The sequence below is a fragment of the Streptomyces sp. NPDC006385 genome (assembly GCF_040612485.1).
Classification (GTDB): Bacteria; Actinomycetota; Actinomycetes; order Streptomycetales; family Streptomycetaceae; genus Streptomyces.
Genome location: NZ_JBEXQG010000056.1, coordinates 45,803 through 61,391, shown reverse-complemented (window position 1 = coordinate 61,391; position 15,589 = coordinate 45,803). Strand labels below are relative to the sequence as shown.

At 72.3% G+C, this 15,589-nt stretch carries 12 protein-coding genes; 5 read left to right on the top strand and 7 right to left on the bottom strand.

Going from position 1 to position 15,589, the window contains the following annotated elements:
- The 6 genes from ABZ078_RS32440 to mce form a co-directional block, all read right to left on the bottom strand.
- Positions 1-1,259 (bottom strand): ABC transporter ATP-binding protein (locus ABZ078_RS32440; protein ID WP_356581225.1); only part of this gene is annotated, 1,259 nt, incomplete at its 3' end.
- 121 nt (positions 1,260-1,380) lie between these two features.
- Positions 1,381-2,151 (bottom strand): ABC transporter permease, encoded by a 771-nt coding sequence (locus tag ABZ078_RS32435; RefSeq protein WP_356581223.1) that lies wholly within the window; start codon positions 2,149-2,151, stop codon positions 1,381-1,383.
- Positions 2,152-2,153: 2 nt separating this feature from the next.
- Positions 2,154-3,110, bottom strand: a complete 957-nt coding sequence (locus ABZ078_RS32430) for an ATP-binding cassette domain-containing protein (RefSeq protein WP_356581221.1) — start codon at positions 3,108-3,110, stop codon at positions 2,154-2,156.
- A gap of 87 nt (positions 3,111-3,197) precedes the next feature.
- Positions 3,198-4,133: a cellulose-binding protein gene (locus ABZ078_RS32425; RefSeq protein WP_356581219.1), complete on the bottom strand. Its 936-nt coding sequence runs from the start codon at positions 4,131-4,133 to the stop codon at positions 3,198-3,200.
- A gap of 183 nt (positions 4,134-4,316) precedes the next feature.
- Positions 4,317-8,165: a polarized growth protein Scy gene (scy, locus tag ABZ078_RS32420; protein WP_356581217.1), complete on the bottom strand. Its 3,849-nt coding sequence runs from the start codon at positions 8,163-8,165 to the stop codon at positions 4,317-4,319.
- Between the two features lie 233 nt (positions 8,166-8,398).
- The gene (mce, locus tag ABZ078_RS32415) at positions 8,399-8,839 is read right to left on the bottom strand and encodes a methylmalonyl-CoA epimerase (protein WP_356581215.1); all 441 of its coding nucleotides are present in this window, start codon (positions 8,837-8,839) and stop codon (positions 8,399-8,401) included.
- A gap of 148 nt (positions 8,840-8,987) precedes the next feature.
- Between mce and ABZ078_RS32410 the strand changes: the two genes are divergently transcribed.
- The 3 genes from ABZ078_RS32410 (at position 8,988) to ABZ078_RS32400 (ending at position 12,615) form a co-directional block, all read left to right on the top strand.
- The gene (locus ABZ078_RS32410) at positions 8,988-10,190 is read left to right on the top strand and encodes an acetyl-CoA C-acetyltransferase (RefSeq protein ID WP_356581213.1); all 1,203 of its coding nucleotides are present in this window, start codon (positions 8,988-8,990) and stop codon (positions 10,188-10,190) included.
- A 51-nt stretch (positions 10,191-10,241) separates the two neighbouring features.
- The gene (gene meaB, locus ABZ078_RS32405; protein ID WP_356581235.1) at positions 10,242-11,198 is read left to right on the top strand and encodes a methylmalonyl Co-A mutase-associated GTPase MeaB; all 957 of its coding nucleotides are present in this window, start codon (positions 10,242-10,244) and stop codon (positions 11,196-11,198) included.
- Positions 11,199-11,343: 145 nt separating this feature from the next.
- Positions 11,344-12,615, top strand: a complete 1,272-nt coding sequence (locus ABZ078_RS32400) for an MFS transporter (protein ID WP_356581211.1) — start codon at positions 11,344-11,346, stop codon at positions 12,613-12,615.
- On the opposite strand, the gene ABZ078_RS32395 is transcribed toward ABZ078_RS32400, so the two are convergent.
- The gene (locus ABZ078_RS32395) at positions 12,585-13,277 is read right to left on the bottom strand and encodes a PepSY domain-containing protein (protein ID WP_356581209.1); all 693 of its coding nucleotides are present in this window, start codon (positions 13,275-13,277) and stop codon (positions 12,585-12,587) included. The two genes, ABZ078_RS32400 and ABZ078_RS32395, sit on opposite strands and share 31 nt — an antisense overlap.
- Before the next feature lie 150 nt (positions 13,278-13,427).
- On the opposite strand from ABZ078_RS32395, the gene ABZ078_RS32390 reads away from it, so the two are divergent.
- Both ABZ078_RS32390 and ABZ078_RS32385 read left to right on the top strand, forming a co-directional pair.
- A complete protein-coding gene (locus tag ABZ078_RS32390) occupies positions 13,428-14,096 on the top strand; it encodes a response regulator transcription factor (RefSeq protein ID WP_356581207.1) in 669 nt (222 codons plus the stop codon).
- Positions 14,093-15,586, top strand: coding sequence for a HAMP domain-containing sensor histidine kinase (locus ABZ078_RS32385; RefSeq protein ID WP_356581205.1), 1,494 nt, complete (start codon positions 14,093-14,095; stop codon positions 15,584-15,586). The genes ABZ078_RS32390 and ABZ078_RS32385 overlap by 4 nt, the downstream gene beginning before the upstream one ends.
- Positions 15,587-15,589 lie beyond the last annotated feature (3 nt).

Sequence of the window (15,589 nt, the reverse complement as noted above, 5' to 3'; positions counted from 1 at the left end):
GCCGGATCTGTGCGGGTCGGCCGCGCGCAGCGACCTCTCGCGTTGTGTCCCGCGGCGGCCGGACCGCTCGCGGCGGGCGGCTGGGCGGGCTGCGCCGGGACCTGGTCCTGAGGCGCCTGAGGCGCCTGGGGAGCTCCCTGCGCGTACGGGTTGGGCGTGCCCGCCCCGGGCGCGCCAGGGGCGCCGTACGGCCCCTGCTGCCCGCCCTGCGGCGGAGCGAAGGGCTGCCCGCCCTGCTGGGGCGGCGGCGGGGCGTACCAGCCGGGCTGGCCCTGACCCGGGACCGGCATCGGCGGCTGCGCGCCCGGCGGCAGCTGCTGCTGGAGCCCCTCCTTCTGGTCGACCGTCGAGCGGTAGTCGACCGCGCCCTGCGTCATCCGCATGTACGCCTCCTCCAGCGAGGCCTGGTGCGGCGACAGCTCCCACAGCCGTACGTCGGACTCGTGCGCGATGTCGCTGATGCGGGGGAGCGGCAGCCCGGTCACCCGGAGCGCGCCGTCCTGCTCGGGCAGCACATGCCCGCCCGCCTCGGCCAGCGCGCCGGCCAGCTTCTCGCGCAGCTGCGGCTCGGTGTCGGGCGTACGGACCCGGGCGAACCCGGCGGAGTTCGCCGCGATGAAGTCCCTGACGCTCATGTCGGCGAGCAGCTGCCCGCGGCCGATGACGATCAGGTGGTCGGCGGTCAGCGCCATCTCGCTCATGAGGTGGCTGGACACGAACACGGTCCGGCCCTCGGCCGCCAGCGACTTCATCAGGTTCCGCACCCAGAGGATGCCCTCGGGGTCGAGGCCGTTGACCGGCTCGTCGAACAGCAGCACCTGCGGGTCGCCGAGCAGCGCGGCGGCGATGCCGAGCCGCTGGCCCATGCCGAGCGAGAAGCCCTTGGAGCGCTTCCTGGCCACGTCCTGGAGGCCGACCACGCCCAGCACCTCGTCCACGCGCCGGGCCGGGATGCCGGAGAGCTGGGCCAGGCACAGCAGGTGGTTGCGCGCCGCCCGGCCGCCGTGCACGGCCTTGGCGTCGAGCAGGGCGCCGACCTGGCGGGGGGCGTTGGGCAGCTTGCGGTACGGGTAGCCGCCGATGGTCACGTGCCCCGCGGTCGGGTTGTCCAGACCGAGGATCATCCGCATCGTCGTCGACTTGCCCGAGCCGTTGGGGCCCAGGAAGCCGGTGACGGCGCCGGGCCGCACCTGGAAGGACAGGTTGTACACAGCGGTCTTGTCGCCGTAGCGCTTGGTCAGGCCGACAGCCTCGATCATGCTCCGCACCCATCGAAAGGTTCAGGACAGCGGGGCACACGCCCCCCGTAAGGGTTAGGAGGATACCGAGGCGCTGACGGTTCCACTCAAGGGAGAGTAAAACCTCGCGGCGGCGGCGCCTCTAGGCGTCCCGTTTCTTGAGCGCGACGTACCCGCCCGCGAGCGCCGCGATCACCCAGAGCGCCATGATGCCGAGCCCGCCCCAGGGGCCGTACGGTGTCTCGTCGTCGATCGGGGTGACCACCTGCATGATCTTGCTGCCGGCCTGGTCGGGCAGATACCGGCCGATCTTCTCGGTGGCCGAGACGTTGCCGAGGATGTTGGAGACCAGGAAGAAGAACGGCATCAGGATGCCCAGCGACAGCATCGGCGAGCGCAGCATCGCGGCGACGCCCATCGAGAACATCGCGATGAGGGTCATGTAGAGCCCACCGCCGATCACCGCGCGCAGGACGCCCGGATCGCCGATCTCGGCCCGGTGCTCGCCGAGCATCGCCTGCCCGAGGAAGAAGGCGACGAAGCTGGTGGCCATGCCGACGACCAGCGCGAGGCCGGTCGCCACCGCGATCTTGCTGAACAGGAAGGTGCCGCGCTGCGGCACGGCGGCCAGCGAGGTGCGGATCATGCCCGTGCTGTACTCGTTCGAGACGACGAGCACCCCGAACACGATCATCGCGAGCTGACCGAGGCTCATCCCGGCGAAGCTGATGAACGTCGGATCGAAGGAGAGCCTGTCCCGTTCGCTCATGTTGTCGAACTCGTTCCTCGACAGGATCGAGATCAGCATGCCGAGCGCGATGGTCACCACCACCGCGAGGGACAGCGTCCACACGGTGGAGGCCACGGACCGGATCTTGGTCCACTCGGAGCGGATGACCTGGGTGGCTGCCATGTTCAGCTCCTCCTCCAGCCTTCGCCCCACGGCCGCTGTTCCCCAGGCGGCGCCTCGGTGTGCGCGTGGTACTCCACCGACTCCGCGGTCAGCTGCATGAACGCCTCCTCCAACGAAGCCTGTTGCGGGCTCAGCTCATGCAGCACGACCCCGTGCCGCGCCGCCAGCTCCCCGATCTGCTCCGCCTTGCCGCCGTCGACCTCCAGCGCGCCGTTGCCCCTCTCCACGGCCGTGATCCCGGCCGTGTGCAGCACGTCCAGCAGCCGCTCCCGCTGCGGGGTGCGGATCCGGACGTACGACTTGGAGTTGCGCTCGATGAAGTCGGCCATGGTCGTGTCGGCGAGCAGCCGCCCCTGTCCGATGACGACGAGGTGGTCGGCGGTCAGTGCCATCTCGCTCATCAGATGCGAGGAGACGAAGACCGTACGGCCCTGCGCGGCAAGGGATTTCATCAGGTTGCGGATCCAGTGGATGCCCTCGGGGTCCAGCCCGTTGACCGGCTCGTCGAACATCAGGATCCGCGGATCGCCGAGCAGCGCGCCCGCGATGCCGAGCCGCTGGCCCATGCCCATCGAGAAGCCCTTGGTCTTCTTCCTCGCGACCGGCGTGAGCCCCACCGTCTCCAGCACCTCGGTCACCCGCCGCTGCGGGATGCCGTTGCTCTGCGCGAGGCACAGCAGGTGGTTGTAGGCGCTGCGCCCGCCGTGCCAGGCCTTGGCCTCCAGCAGGGCGCCGATGTACTTCAGCGGGTCCTTGAGCCGGTCGTAGCGCGTACCGTCGATCCGGACGTTCCCGGCGGTGGGGTGGTCGAGGCCGAGAATCATCCGCATGGTCGTCGACTTGCCGGCGCCGTTGGGACCGAGGAAGCCCGTGACCATGCCTGGTCTGACGGCGAAGGTGAGGTTGTTGACCGCGACTTTCTCGCCGTAACGCTTGGTCAGTCCCTCGAGCTCAATCATGCCGCTCACGCTAAAACGGGACAAAGCCCTCTGCCACCCCAGCGGCAGAGGGCTTTGCGGAAGCTTCAGCCTCCGTACGCCGTGGCGTTACCGGGACTGCTGTGCCGGAACGCCCCGGGAGATCGGCTCGTCCTCGGCCGGCGTGCCGGCGGCGGCCACCGCGGCGCCCGTGAGCGTGGCGAGCATCTCGCGCACGTTCGTCAGCTGGGCGTTGATGCTGTCGCGGCGGTTGGTGAGGGCGGCCAGCTCGCGCTCGGATTCCGAACGGATGCGGTCGGCCTTGGCGTTGGCGTCGGCCACGATGTCCTCGGCCTGGCGCTGGGCGGTCTCCACCGTCTGGCGGGCGCGGCGCTCGGCGTCGGTGCGCAGCTTCTCGGCCTCCAGGCGCAGCTGCTCGGCGCGGTGCTCGATCTCGGCGAGGCGCTTCTCGGCCTTGGCCTGACGGGAGGCCAGGTCGCGCTCGGACTGCTCGCGGCGCTTGGCGAGGTTCGTCTCGAAGTCGGCGGCGGCCTGCGCGGCCTTGGCGCGGGTCTCCTCGAAGAGGGCGTCCGCCTCCTCGCGCTTGGACTGCGCGTCCTTCTGTGCCTCGGCCCGCAGCTGGGAGGCGTCGCTCTTGGCCTTCTCGACGATCCGTACGCCCTCGTCCTCGGCCTTGGCCTTGCGCTCCGCAGCGAACGATTCTGCGTCGTTGCGGACCTGCTGGGCGGCAGACTCGGCGAGCTCACGGTGCTGCTCGGCGGCGCGGCGGGCCTCCTCGCGCAGATCCTTGGCCTCTTCCTCGGCGAGGCGCAGGATCTTCTCGACACGCGCGCCGAGACCGGCGTACGACGGCTCGGCGTCGCTGACGGCTGCCTGGGCGTTCTGCGTCTCGAGGTGGAGCTCCTCGATGCGCTTCTCCAGGGCGGTGATACGGGCCAGAGCGCTGTCGCGGTCGGAGACGAGCTTCGAGATGCGTTCGTCCACCTGCGCGCGGTCGTACCCACGCCGCACAAGCTCGAAGCCGTAGGGGGAAGTGTCGCTCATGGGGTTCCTGTCGAATGAGACCGGTGAGGTGATAAGTGGAATCCTAGGGGCCGAAGCGGTGTGTCATCGAGCGGATACGTGTTTGATCTGGAGAATGAGACCCCTTTTGAGTGGCTAACCGTCGGACGGCTTGCCAAAAACTAGGTCAAAGGCCCCAGGAGACACCGGAAACCGCCCGCCGCGCTAGCCGTCTGACGACTTGCCACCCGATCGGGGTGCGCCCACCGTCGCGCCGGCCTTGACCCCGCCGTCCTTGCCCGCCGACGGCGCCTCGAAGGACTCCAACGCCTCCAGGACGTCCTGGACACGGGAGATCTCGGCGTTGATGTCCTCGCGACGGCGCACCAGGACCTCCAGCTCGCGCTTGCCCTCCTCGACCGTGCGCCTGGCCTCGCGGATCGCCTCGGCCTTGAGCTCCTCGGCCTCCCTGATCAGCGTGGAGCGCTTCTGCTCGGCCTCCTTCAGGAGCCCCTCGGCCTTCTTCACGGCGGCGATACGGACCTTGCCCGCCTCGGAGTTGGCCTCCGAGACGATCTCCTTGGCCTTCGCCTGCGCCTTGGCCAGCTGCTCCTCGGCGGCCTTGACGAGGGCGTCGCAGCGGTCGCCGGCCGACTTCATCGTCTCGGCGGCCTCACGGCGGGCCCGCTCGTGCAGCTCCTCGACCTCGGTCGTGATGCGGTCGCGCAGCTCCTCGGCGCGCTCCCGGATCGCGGTGGCGTCCCGGCGGGCCCCGACGAGCAGCTCGTCCGCGTCCGTACGGGCCTTCTCCACACGGGAGTTGCCCTCCACCGTCGCCTCGGAGACCAGCCGCTCGGCCTCCTTGCGGGCGGCGCCCACCATGGTGTCGGCCTGCGCCTCGGCGTCCGCGGTCGTCTTGTGCGCCTGTGCCTGCGCCTCGGTGAGCAGCTTGTCCGCCTCGGCCGTGGTCTCGCTGATGAGCTTGTCGACCTGCTCGGCCGCCTCGGAGCGCCGCTTGTTGGCGTCCTTGCGGGCCTCGTCGAGCGTGCGCTCGGCCTCCTCGCGCGCGGAGGCCACCAGCCGCTCGGCCTGAGCCGCCGCCTCGGCCTTGACCCGCTCGGACTCGCTGCGGATCCGCTCGGCGTGCTGCTGCGCCGCCCCGACCGTCTCCGCGGCCTCGGCGCGCAGCCGCTCCGCCTCGGACGTGGCGTCCCCGACCAGCTTGTCGGCCTTGGCGAGCGCCTCGGCGCGCACCCGGTCGGCCTCCGCGACCGTCTCCGACTGGAGCCGCTCCGCCTCGCTGCGCGCCTCGGTGATGAGCGTGTCGGCCTGCGTCGCCGCGTCCGACCGGATCCGGTTGGCGTCCTCGCGGGCGTCCGCCCGGGTGCGCGACGCGGCCTGGTCCGCCTCGGCGATCTTGTCCGACGCCTCGGTACGGATCCGCTGGGCGTACTCGGAGGCGTCCGAGCGCAGCCGCTCCGCCTCGGCGATCGCCTCCGCGACGGTGCGCTCGGCGAGGGACTTGGCGGCCGCGGCCTCCTCGTGCGCCGCGCGCCGGACGCGGCCCGCGTCCTCGCCGGCCCGCTCCCGTTCGGCGTACGCGTCGGTGCGGACCCGGTCCGCCTCCTCCTCGGCCTCGCGGCGGGTGCGGTCCGCCGCGTGCTCGGCGGCACTGCGCAGCCCGGCGATCTCCTCCTGGGCCTGCTCGTGCAGCCCGGCCACGGAGTCGCGGACCTGCTGGGCGTGCTGCTCGGCCGCCGACACCATCTCGGTGGCACGCCGGTCGGCCTCCTCGACCAGCCGCACCGCCTCGGTCTGGGCCTCCTCGACCCGCTTGCGGGCGGAGGCCAGCAGCTCCTCGCTCTGCTCGCGGGCCCGCTCGCGCTCCTGGTCGGCCTCCTGGCGGGCGGAGCCGAGGAGTTCCTCGGCCTCGCGGCGGCGCCGGGCGGCCTCCTCCTGGGCGGCGGCCAGCGTCTCGGACGCCTCCGTGGCGAGCCGCTCGGCGGCGGCCTGCGCCTCCGCACGGACCCGGTCGGCGGTGTCCTGGGCCTCCGCCTTCAGCCGCTCGGCCTCGGCCGCGGCCTCCGAGCGCAGCCGTACGGCGACGGCCTCGCCCTCGGCGCGGGACGCGGACGCGTCCGACGCGGCCTCGGTGCGCAGCCGGTCGGCCTCCTCCTCGGCCTGCTGCTGGAGCGTGCGGATCCGCTCGGCGGCCTCGGTGCGCAGCCGGTCGGTCTCCTCGGCGGCCTCGCGCCGGATGCGGGCGGCCTCCTCGCGGGCGTCGGTCAGCGCCTGCTCGGCGGCCGTGAGCCGCTGCTCGGCCTCGGACTGAAGCCGCGTCAGCTCCTCGGCGGCCTCCGCCCGGCGGGCCTCTATGGCGCGCTCGGTCTCCTCGTGCAGCTCCCGCGCGGCGCGCTCGGCGTCGGACTTGATGCCCTCGGCCTGCTCGACGACCTCCTCGCGGTGCCGCTCGGCCTCCTGACGGGTGCGCTGGAGGGTCTCCTCGGCCTGGCGGCGCAGCGTCGTCGCCCGCTCGATGGCCTCGGTGCGGACCTTCTCGCTGTCCGTCGTGGCCTTCTGGCGCAGCTCGTCCGCGTCGGCCTTCGCCTTGGACAGCAGCTCCTCGGCGGTCTTGGCCGCCTCCTCGATCTGCTGGACGGCCTCCTTGCGGGCCTCCGCGCGGATCTTCTCGCCCTCGGCCACCGCGTCCGAGCGCAGCTGCTCGGCCTCGCCACGCAGCCGGCGGGCCTCCTCCTGGAGCTCGACCGTCTTGGCGCGGTACTCCTTGGTGTCGTCCTTCGCCGCGCCCTTGAGCTGCTCGGCGATGTCGTGCGCCTCGGAGCGCAGCCGGTCCGCCTCGGCCTCGGCCTCCTTGCGGATCCGCTCGGCCTCCTCGGCGGCGGCCTTGGTGGTCTTCTGGGCGTCCTCCTGCGCCTTGTTGAGGACGTCCTCGGCCGTCTTGGCCGCCTTGGACAGCGCGGTCGCGCTCTCCTCGGCGGTGATCGTCCGGGCCTTCTCGGCGGCCTCGGCGAGCAGCTTCTCGGCCTCGGCGCGGGCGTCGGTGATGACCTGCTCGGCGTCGGCCTTGGTGTTCTCGGCCTCCTTGGTGGCCTCCTCGACCAGCCGGGCGACCTGCTCCTTCGCCGTACGCATGCGCTGCTCGTTGGCCGACTCGGCACTGGAGAGCGTCTTCTCGGCGGCCGTCTTCGCCTCGGCGACCAGCTTCTCGGCCTCGGACTGCGCCTTGCGCAGCGCCTCCTCGGCCTGAGCCATGCGCTGCTCGGCGGCCCGGCTGAGCTCGGTGGCCTGACGGCGGGCGGCGTCCGACTCGCTCGCGGTGGAGCTGCGCAGCTGTTCGGCGTGGTCGGTGGCCTCCTGGGCCTGCGTGGAGGCGGCGTTGAGCAGGCGCTCGGCGTCCGTACGCGCGCGGCGCAGGATCTGCTCGGCCTCCGCGCGGGCCTCCTCGGCCGCCGTCTGCAGCCGCTGCCGGGCCTCGGTGGTGAGCCGCTCGGCCTCGGCGCGCGCGGCCGCCATGGCCTGCTCGGCCTCGGCGCGGGACTCGTCGAGCAGCCGGCGGGCCTGCTGCTCACTGCGGGCGCGCAGCTGCTCCGCCCACGCCACGTTCTCGTTGACGTGCGACTCGACGGTCTGGCGCCGCTCGGCCAGCTCCTGGTCCAGCTGCTGGCGGCGCGTCACCGCCTCCTGGTGCAGCTCGGCCTGGAGCCGGGCCGCCTGCTCGGCGTGCTCCTGGAGGATCCGCTGCGTCTGCGCGCGGGCCTGGCTCAGCTCCCGCTCGGCGTCCTGGCGCAGCTGGTCGGCCTGGATCTGGGCGTTGCGCAGCAACTGCTCGGCCTGATAGCCGATGTCACCGCCGTCGAAGGCAGGCCGGGACATGATGGTGCGCCGCGCCTCGTGCAACTTGGCGCGCAGCACCTCGACCTGGTAGCCGAGGTCCTCGGCGTGCTGGATCGCCTTTTCCCGCTCGGTCTTCAGCCGATCCATCTCGGCCTCGAACCGAGAGAGGTGGTCGACGTCAGCCGCCGGCTCTCGCTCCTGGCGTTCGTAGCCCCGCACTGCGCGGTCCCATCCGTCCCCTGGTCGCAAGTCTCTCCATACGGGCACCGTCCATCCGCCGAACGGGGCCCCCGGGGAATGGTGTCAGATCAACGGCGGAGCACGGGCTGTTGCCCCGACCCTCGTCCCCCGAAACCCGGACCCCGGACGGTCCCCCCGTCGGACGGAGGGGCCGGGTCACCCTGGAGTGAGCGGCGACCGCCCCCAACCCTACCGGCCCATATGTACGAGGGTCAGTGCTCAGGTGACTCAACGGGCGCCGAAGTGACCAGTTCTGTCAGTACGCCGTGGCAATCCTTGGGGTGCAGGAACGTGATTCGTGACCCCATGGAGCCGCGCCGGGGCGCTTCGTACAGCACGCGTACGCCCTTGGCGTGGATGTCGTCCGCGTCCGCGTCGACGTCCGCCGTACCGAAAGCGATGTGGTGGACGCCCTCGCCGTTCTTGTCGAGCCACTTCGCGACGGTCGAGTCCGGGCGGGTCGGCTCGAGAAGCTGCAGGTAGGAGGCTCCGCCGTCGGAGGTGTCGTTGATCTTGAGCATGGCCTCGCGGACGCCCTGCTCCTCGTTGACCTCGGAGTGGAACACCTCGAAGCCGTACGTGGCCCGGTAGAACTCGACGGTCTTGTCGAGATCGAAACAGGCGATTCCGATGTGGTCGATTCGCGTCAGCATGGATTCAGTGCAGCGCTCCGAGGATGGTTACGCAACGTGCGCGCGATCACACCGACGGCCCGGTGACGGCACGGAGTGCCACTCAGTACATTCGAAGTAAACCCTCGTTCACTCCTCGGCCGTACAGGCTGGAAGGGGATCGCACCTCATGTCTTCTGGAAACGGCACGACGTCCGTCATCGTCGCGGGTGCCCGCACCCCGATGGGGCGGCTGCTGGGCTCGCTGAAGTCCTTCTCCGGAGCCGACCTCGGCGGCTTCGCGATCAAGGCCGCCCTCGACCGTGCGGGGATCGGTGGCGACCAGGTGCAGTACGTCATCATGGGCCAGGTGCTCCAGGCCGGGGCGGGGCAGATCCCGGCGCGGCAGGCCGCGGTCAAGGCCGGCATTCCGATGAGCGTCCCGGCGCTCACCGTCAACAAGGTCTGTCTGTCGGGCCTCGACGCGATCGCCCTCGCGGACCAGCTGATCCGCGCCGGCGAGTTCGACGTGATCGTCGCGGGCGGCCAGGAGTCCATGACCAACGCCCCCCACCTGCTGCCGAAGTCCCGCGAGGGCTTCAAGTACGGCGCGGTGCAGATGCTCGACTCCATGGCGCACGACGGCCTGACCGACGCCTTCGAGCACATCGCCATGGGCGAGTCGACGGAGAAGCACAACACGCGCCTGGGCATCACCCGCCCGGAGCAGGACGAGATCGCCGCCCTGTCCCACCAGCGTGCCGCCGCCGCGCAGAAGAACGGCGTCTTCGAGGCCGAGATCACCCCGGTGGAGATCCCGCAGCGCAAGGGCGACCCGGTCCTCTTCAGCAAGGACGAGGGCATCCGCGCGGACACCACCGCCGAGTCGCTGGGCAAGCTGCGTCCCGCGTTCTCGAAGGACGGCACGATCACGGCCGGCTCCTCCTCGCAGATCTCGGACGGCGCGGCGGCCGTGGTCGTGATGAGCAAGGCCAAGGCGCAGGAGCTCGGCCTGGACTGGATCGCGGAGATCGGCGCGCACGGCAACGTGGCGGGTCCGGACAACTCGCTGCAGTCCCAGCCCTCCAACGCCGTCCTGCATGCCCTGAAGAAGGAGGGCCTGGAGGTCTCCGACCTCGACCTGATCGAGATCAACGAGGCGTTCGCCGCCGTGGCGGTGCAGTCAATGAAGGACCTCGGAGTGTCCACGGAAAGGGTGAACGTCAACGGCGGAGCCATCGCCCTGGGTCACCCGATCGGTATGTCGGGTGCGCGGCTCGTCCTGCACCTGGCCCTGGAGCTGAAGCGGCGCGGCGGCGGCGTCGGCGCGGCGGCGCTGTGCGGCGGTGGTGGCCAGGGTGACGCGCTGATCGTGCGGGTACCCAAGGCCTGAGTTCTCCTTTTGGCAGGACCGGTGCAGGACCTCTTCGTGAACGGAGCTGTGATGCAGGACGTCTCCACCCTGGTGGCCCAGGCCAGGGAAGGCCGGCCGCGGGCCGTGGCCCGGCTGATCTCCCTGGTGGAGGGGGCGTCCCCGCAGTTGCGGGAGGTCATGGCGGCGCTGGCCCCGTTGACGGGCAACGCGTACGTGGTCGGCCTGACGGGCTCTCCGGGCGTGGGCAAGTCGACGTCCACGTCCGCCCTGGTGACCGCGTACCGCAAGCAGGGCAAGCGGGTCGGCGTCCTGGCCGTCGACCCGTCCTCGCCCTTCTCGGGCGGCGCGCTGCTCGGCGACCGGGTCCGGATGTCGGAGCACGCGTCCGACCCCGGTGTCTACATCCGCTCGATGGCGACCCGGGGCCACCTGGGCGGCCTCGCCTGGGCCGCCCCGCAGGCGATCCGCGTCCTGGACGCGGCGGGCTGCGACGTGATCCTCGTCGAGACGGTCGGCGTCGGCCAGTCGGAGGTCGAGATCGCCTCCCAGGCGGACACCTCCGTCGTCCTCCTCGCCCCCGGCATGGGCGACGGCATCCAGGCGGCCAAGGCGGGCATCCTGGAGATCGGCGACGTGTACGTCGTCAACAAGGCCGACCGCGACGGCGCCGACGCCACCGCCCGCGAGCTCAACCACATGCTCGGCCTCGGCGAGTCCCGCGGCCCCGGCGACTGGCGTCCCCCCATCGTCAAGACGGTCGCCGCCCGCGCCGAGGGCGTCGACGAGGTCCTGGAAGCCCTGGAGAAGCACCGGGCATGGATGGAGGAGCGCGGCGTCCTGGCCGAACGCCGCCTGGCCCGCGCCGCCCGCGAGGTGGAGACCATCGCCGTCACGGCGCTTCGCGAACGCATCGCCGACCTCCACGGCGACCGCCGCCTCGGGACGCTGGCGGAGAAGATCGTCGCCGGGCACCTGGACCCCTACCGGGCCGCGGACGAGCTGGTGGCCGGGCTGACGCGGGCCTGAAGTCTGGTCAACTTCGCGCGACCGCTGATAAGTTGATCGGCATGTTCCTCTCCTTGGCGTAGGGCGCACACCGAGCCACGGTCCGAGCACTCGCTCCCGTGGCTCCTCGGTGTCCCCCTTTCACGCCTCCTTTCGAGGAACTCGCATGTCTGCTTCCTATGCGCAAGTGCTGCGCATTCCGTATGCCCGCCGCACCTTCGTCGCCGCCCTGATCGGCAGGCTGTCGTACGGGATCGTCCCGCTGTCCGTGATGCTCGCCGTGACCCGGGCGTCCGGGTCGTACGCGGTGGCGGGTGTCGTGATGGCGCTGTTCTCCGGGACCAGCGTCTTCCTGTCGCCCGCGCGGGCGACCCTCATCGACCGGCACGGGCCGCGCCGTGCGCTCGTGCCGATGGCCGGGGCCTACATCGCGCTGCTCGGGCTGTTGACGGTGGTCGTCTGGCGCCCGGGCGCCCCCTCACCGCTCGTCCTGGGTGCCGTGACCGCCGCGGCGGGGGCCTGCACCCCACCGCTGGGGCCGACCATGCGGGCCGTGTGGGGCACGCTCGCCCAGGACCGGGCGCTGGTGCAGCGCGCCTACAGCCTGGACGGCGTCGCCGAGGAACTGCTCTTCGTCTCGGGCCCGTTGCTGGTCGGCGTGGTCGTCGGCTTCGCTCCGCCGGCCCTCGGGATCGTCGTCGGAGCGGTACTGATGGCCGCGGGGACGGCGGGGTTCGTGTCCTCGCCCGCGGTGCGGGACGTACCGCCCGGTGACGGGAAGGCGAAGTCGCGCGGCAAGGGCCGGCGTCGGGTGCTGCGCGGGATCCGGCGGCCCGTGATCGCCGCCGCGGGTGTCGGTCTCGCCCTCGGCGTGGCGGATCTGCTCGTCGTGGCGTTCGCCGAGGGGCGCGGGCACGGCGACGACAGCGTGGCCTGGGTGCTCGCCGCCCTGTCGGCCGGAAGCGCCGTCGGCGGGCTGGCCAACGGCGCCGTCGCCTGGCGTGTCCCGGCCGGTGTCCGGCTGCCGCTGCTGGCGGCGGGTCTGGGACTGGCCCTGCTCGGCGCGGGGCTCGCTCCGGGCCTCGGCGCGCTCGCGGCGCTCATGGCGGTCGCCGGGCTGTTCGTGGCCCCGGCCATCACCACGGCGTACCTGATCGCGGACGAGGCCGCGGCGCCCGAGACCCGGGTGCGGGCCGGAGCCTGGGTCAACACGGCCGTCAACGCGGGCGGTACGGCCGGTGCCGCGGTCGCCGGGCTGCTGGTCGGACCGCTGTCGACGGGCTGGTGCTTCGCGGTGACCGGAGCGGTGACGCTGCTCGCGGCGGCGGCAGCGGCGAGGGGCGCCACCCATGACGGGGGCGCCCCTGAGGAGAGGGGGGACGGGGGTGCCGTACCGGCGGCCCGACGTCAGTCGTCGGCGCCGTCGCGGTCGTCCTGACCGTCCTGGTCGTCGTGGTCGTCGTGGTCCTGGGTGACCTTGCCGGTCTTCAGGTCGACCTTCCACTCACCCTTGGTGGTCTCCACGCTCCAGGCCGCGGGACCGTCGTCGTCGAGGTCGACGTCGGTGACGGTGCCCTTCGCCGCCGCGGCCCGGGCGGCCTCGCGGGCGTCCACGCCCGAGCCCTTCAGCGCGGCGAGGTCCTCGCGGCCGTCGTTGTCGTCATCGTCGTCGTCGCGCTGGGCGCCGAGGACCTTGCCGTCGTCCGCGGCGACCCGGACGTCGTACTCGGCGCCGTCGCCCTTGACGACGTTCACCTCCCAGACGTTCGAGCCGTCGTCGTCCAGGTCGGCCGCGACGGCCGTGCCCGGCGTGTGCTTCAGCGCGGCCGCGATCGCCTCGGCGGCGGTGACCTTGGCGGTGCGGGCCTGCGCGCCGGCCTCGGCGGCGTCGTCGTCCCGGTCGTCGGCGGTGTCGTCGTCCCGGTCGTCCGCCCGGTCCTCCGCGGCGTCGTCCGCGTTGTCGTCCCGGTCGTCGGCGACCCGTTCGTGGGACTGGCGCTGCGCGGGCGCGCTGTCGTCACCGGACGCGTAGGCCGCGACGGTGCCGCCGCCGATCAGTGCCGCGGCGGCGACGGTGGCGATGACGATGTTGCGCTTCATGAGGTTCCCTCCCGGGTGGTTGCGGTTCACGTCGTTCCGTGTCGCTTCGTGTCGCTTGGCTGCGACGGGAACCAATCTGCCGAACCGACGCTGAGGGGAACCTGAAGCCCCCTGAAGAGATCTTCAGCTTCGCTTTGCCAGGCTGTACGCATGCGCCTGCTGATCGTGGAGGACGAGAAACGCCTGGCCCAGTCCCTCGCCCGGGGTCTGACGGCCGAGGGCTATGCCGTGGACGTCGTCCACGACGGACGGGAAGGGCTGTACCGGGCCTCGGAGGGGTCGTACGACCTGGTGATCCTCGACATCATGCTGCCCGGCATGAACGGCTACCGCGTCTGCGCCGCCCTGCGCGCCGCCGGCCAGGACGTGCCGATCCTGATGCTCACCGCCAAGGACGGCGAGTACGACGAGGCCGAGGGGCTGGACACCGGCGCCGACGACTACCTCACCAAGCCGTTCTCGTACGTCGTCCTCGTCGCCCGCGTGAAGGCGCTGCTGCGGCGCGGCGGACAGGGCGCCGGCGCCTCGCCCGTGCACGTACACGGCGACCTCAAGGTCGACACCGCCGCCCGCCGGGTCTTCCTCGGCGACGACGAAGTGACCCTCACCGCCAAGGAGTTCGCGGTCCTGGAGCAGTTCGTGCTGCGGGCCGGCGAGGTGGTGTCCAAGGCCGAGATCCTGGAGCACGTCTGGGACTTCGCGTACGAGGGCGATCCGAACATCGTCGAGGTGTACGTCAGCACCCTGCGCCGCAAGCTGCGCGCCGGGCTCATCCGGACGGTCCGGGGCGCCGGTTACCGGCTGGAGGCGACGCCATGAGAGGCCGTCTGCTCGGCTCCGTCCGGTCCCGGGCGACACTGGCCGCCACGCTGGTGGTCGCCGTGGCGCTGGTCCTGGCCGGGACCGCCGTACTGCTGTCGCTGCGGTCCAACCTGATCGGTCAGGCCGACACGGAGGCGGAACGCACCGCACGGGCCGTCGCGACGGACATCGCGATCACGCCGCCGAACAAGCCGCTGTCGGTGGAGAACGACGAACCCGTCCAGGTCGTCGACGAGGACAGGACCCTGATCGCGGCCAGCGAGGACCTGGAGCGGATCAGCGGCACCGGCACCGGCGCGGTGCGGCCGCAGCCGCGGACGTCCCCCACCACGGCCGCGAGCGCGGGCGACGGCGACGCCGACGACGCCAACGACGCGGACGACGCCAACGACGCGGACGACGACACTGCGGCCGCCGACGACTCGGACGACGACGCCTCCCTCGAACCGGGCGAGATCAGCCAGCACCCCACCTTCACCGACGGCACCGCCACGCTCGACGGCGAGACCGACGACTACCGCTTCGCGGCCGTCCAGGTCGAGGTCAAGGGCAGGGGCCTGCTCACCGTGTACGCGGGCGCGCCGCTCTCCGCCGAGCAGGGCGCCGTGCGCACGGCCATGACCGTCATGCTGATCGGCTTCCCGCTGCTGCTCGGTGTCGTCGCCGGCGTCACCTGGCTGGTCACCCGGCGCGCCCTGCGCCCGGTGGAGGGCATCCGCGGCGAGATGGCCGCGATCACCGCCTCCGAGGATCTCGCGCGGCGCGTACCGGTGCCGGACACGCACGACGAGGTCGCCCGTCTCGCCCTGACCACGAACGAGACCCTGGCCGCGCTGCAGAGCTCCGTGGAGCGCCAGCGCCGGTTCGTCGCCGACGCCTCCCACGAGCTGCGCAGCCCCATCGCGTCCCTGCGCACCCAGCTCGAAGTGGGCGCCGCCCACCCCGAGTTGCTCGACCTGGACGGCGCCGTGCAGGACACCGTGCGACTCCAGGACCTCGCGGCCGACCTGCTGCTGCTCGCCCGCCTGGACGCGGGGGAGCGGCCCAAGGACACGCGGTTCGACCTCGCCGCGCTGGCCCGGCGGGAGGCCGAGGGGCGGGACGGCGTGACGGTGGAGGCACAGCCCGTGGAGGTGGCCGGGTCGCGGGGGCAGGTGGGGCGGGTGCTCACCAACCTGCTGGACAACGCCCAGCGGCATGCGCGCTCGGCGGTCACCGTGACCGTCCGCAGGGACGAGGCCGGGCAGGGCGCGTGGGCCGTCGTGGCCGTCGCCGACGACGGGGACGGGGTGCCCGAGGCCGACCGGGAGCGGATCTTCGAGCGGTTCGTGCGGCTCGACGAGGCCCGCAGCCGCGACGACGGCGGTGCCGGGCTGGGCCTGGCCATCGCCCGCGACGTCGCCGTACGGCACGGTGGCACGCTCACCGTGGGCCGGGCACCGATGGGCGGAGCCCTGTTCGAACTCCGCCTCCCGTCGGTTCAGTAGGTA

Bases quoted from the DNA above. Each gene is read 5' to 3' on its own strand.
- ABZ078_RS32435 (WP_356581223.1), bottom strand. From the start codon at position 2,151: ATGGCAGCCACCCAGGTCATCCGCTCCGAGTGGACCAAGATCCGGTCC.
- ABZ078_RS32430 (WP_356581221.1), bottom strand. From the start codon at position 3,110: ATGATTGAGCTCGAGGGACTGACCAAGCGTTACGGCGAGAAAGTCGCG.
- ABZ078_RS32425 (WP_356581219.1), bottom strand. From the start codon at position 4,133: ATGAGCGACACTTCCCCCTACGGCTTCGAGCTTGTGCGGCGTGGGTAC.
- mce (WP_356581215.1), bottom strand. From the start codon at position 8,839: ATGCTGACGCGAATCGACCACATCGGAATCGCCTGTTTCGATCTCGAC.
- ABZ078_RS32410 (WP_356581213.1), top strand. From the start codon at position 8,988: ATGTCTTCTGGAAACGGCACGACGTCCGTCATCGTCGCGGGTGCCCGC.
- meaB (WP_356581235.1), top strand. From the start codon at position 10,242: ATGCAGGACGTCTCCACCCTGGTGGCCCAGGCCAGGGAAGGCCGGCCG.
- ABZ078_RS32400 (WP_356581211.1), top strand. From the start codon at position 11,344: ATGTCTGCTTCCTATGCGCAAGTGCTGCGCATTCCGTATGCCCGCCGC.
- ABZ078_RS32395 (WP_356581209.1), bottom strand. From the start codon at position 13,277: ATGAAGCGCAACATCGTCATCGCCACCGTCGCCGCCGCGGCACTGATC.
- ABZ078_RS32390 (WP_356581207.1), top strand. From the start codon at position 13,428: ATGCGCCTGCTGATCGTGGAGGACGAGAAACGCCTGGCCCAGTCCCTC.
- ABZ078_RS32385 (WP_356581205.1), top strand. From the start codon at position 14,093: ATGAGAGGCCGTCTGCTCGGCTCCGTCCGGTCCCGGGCGACACTGGCC.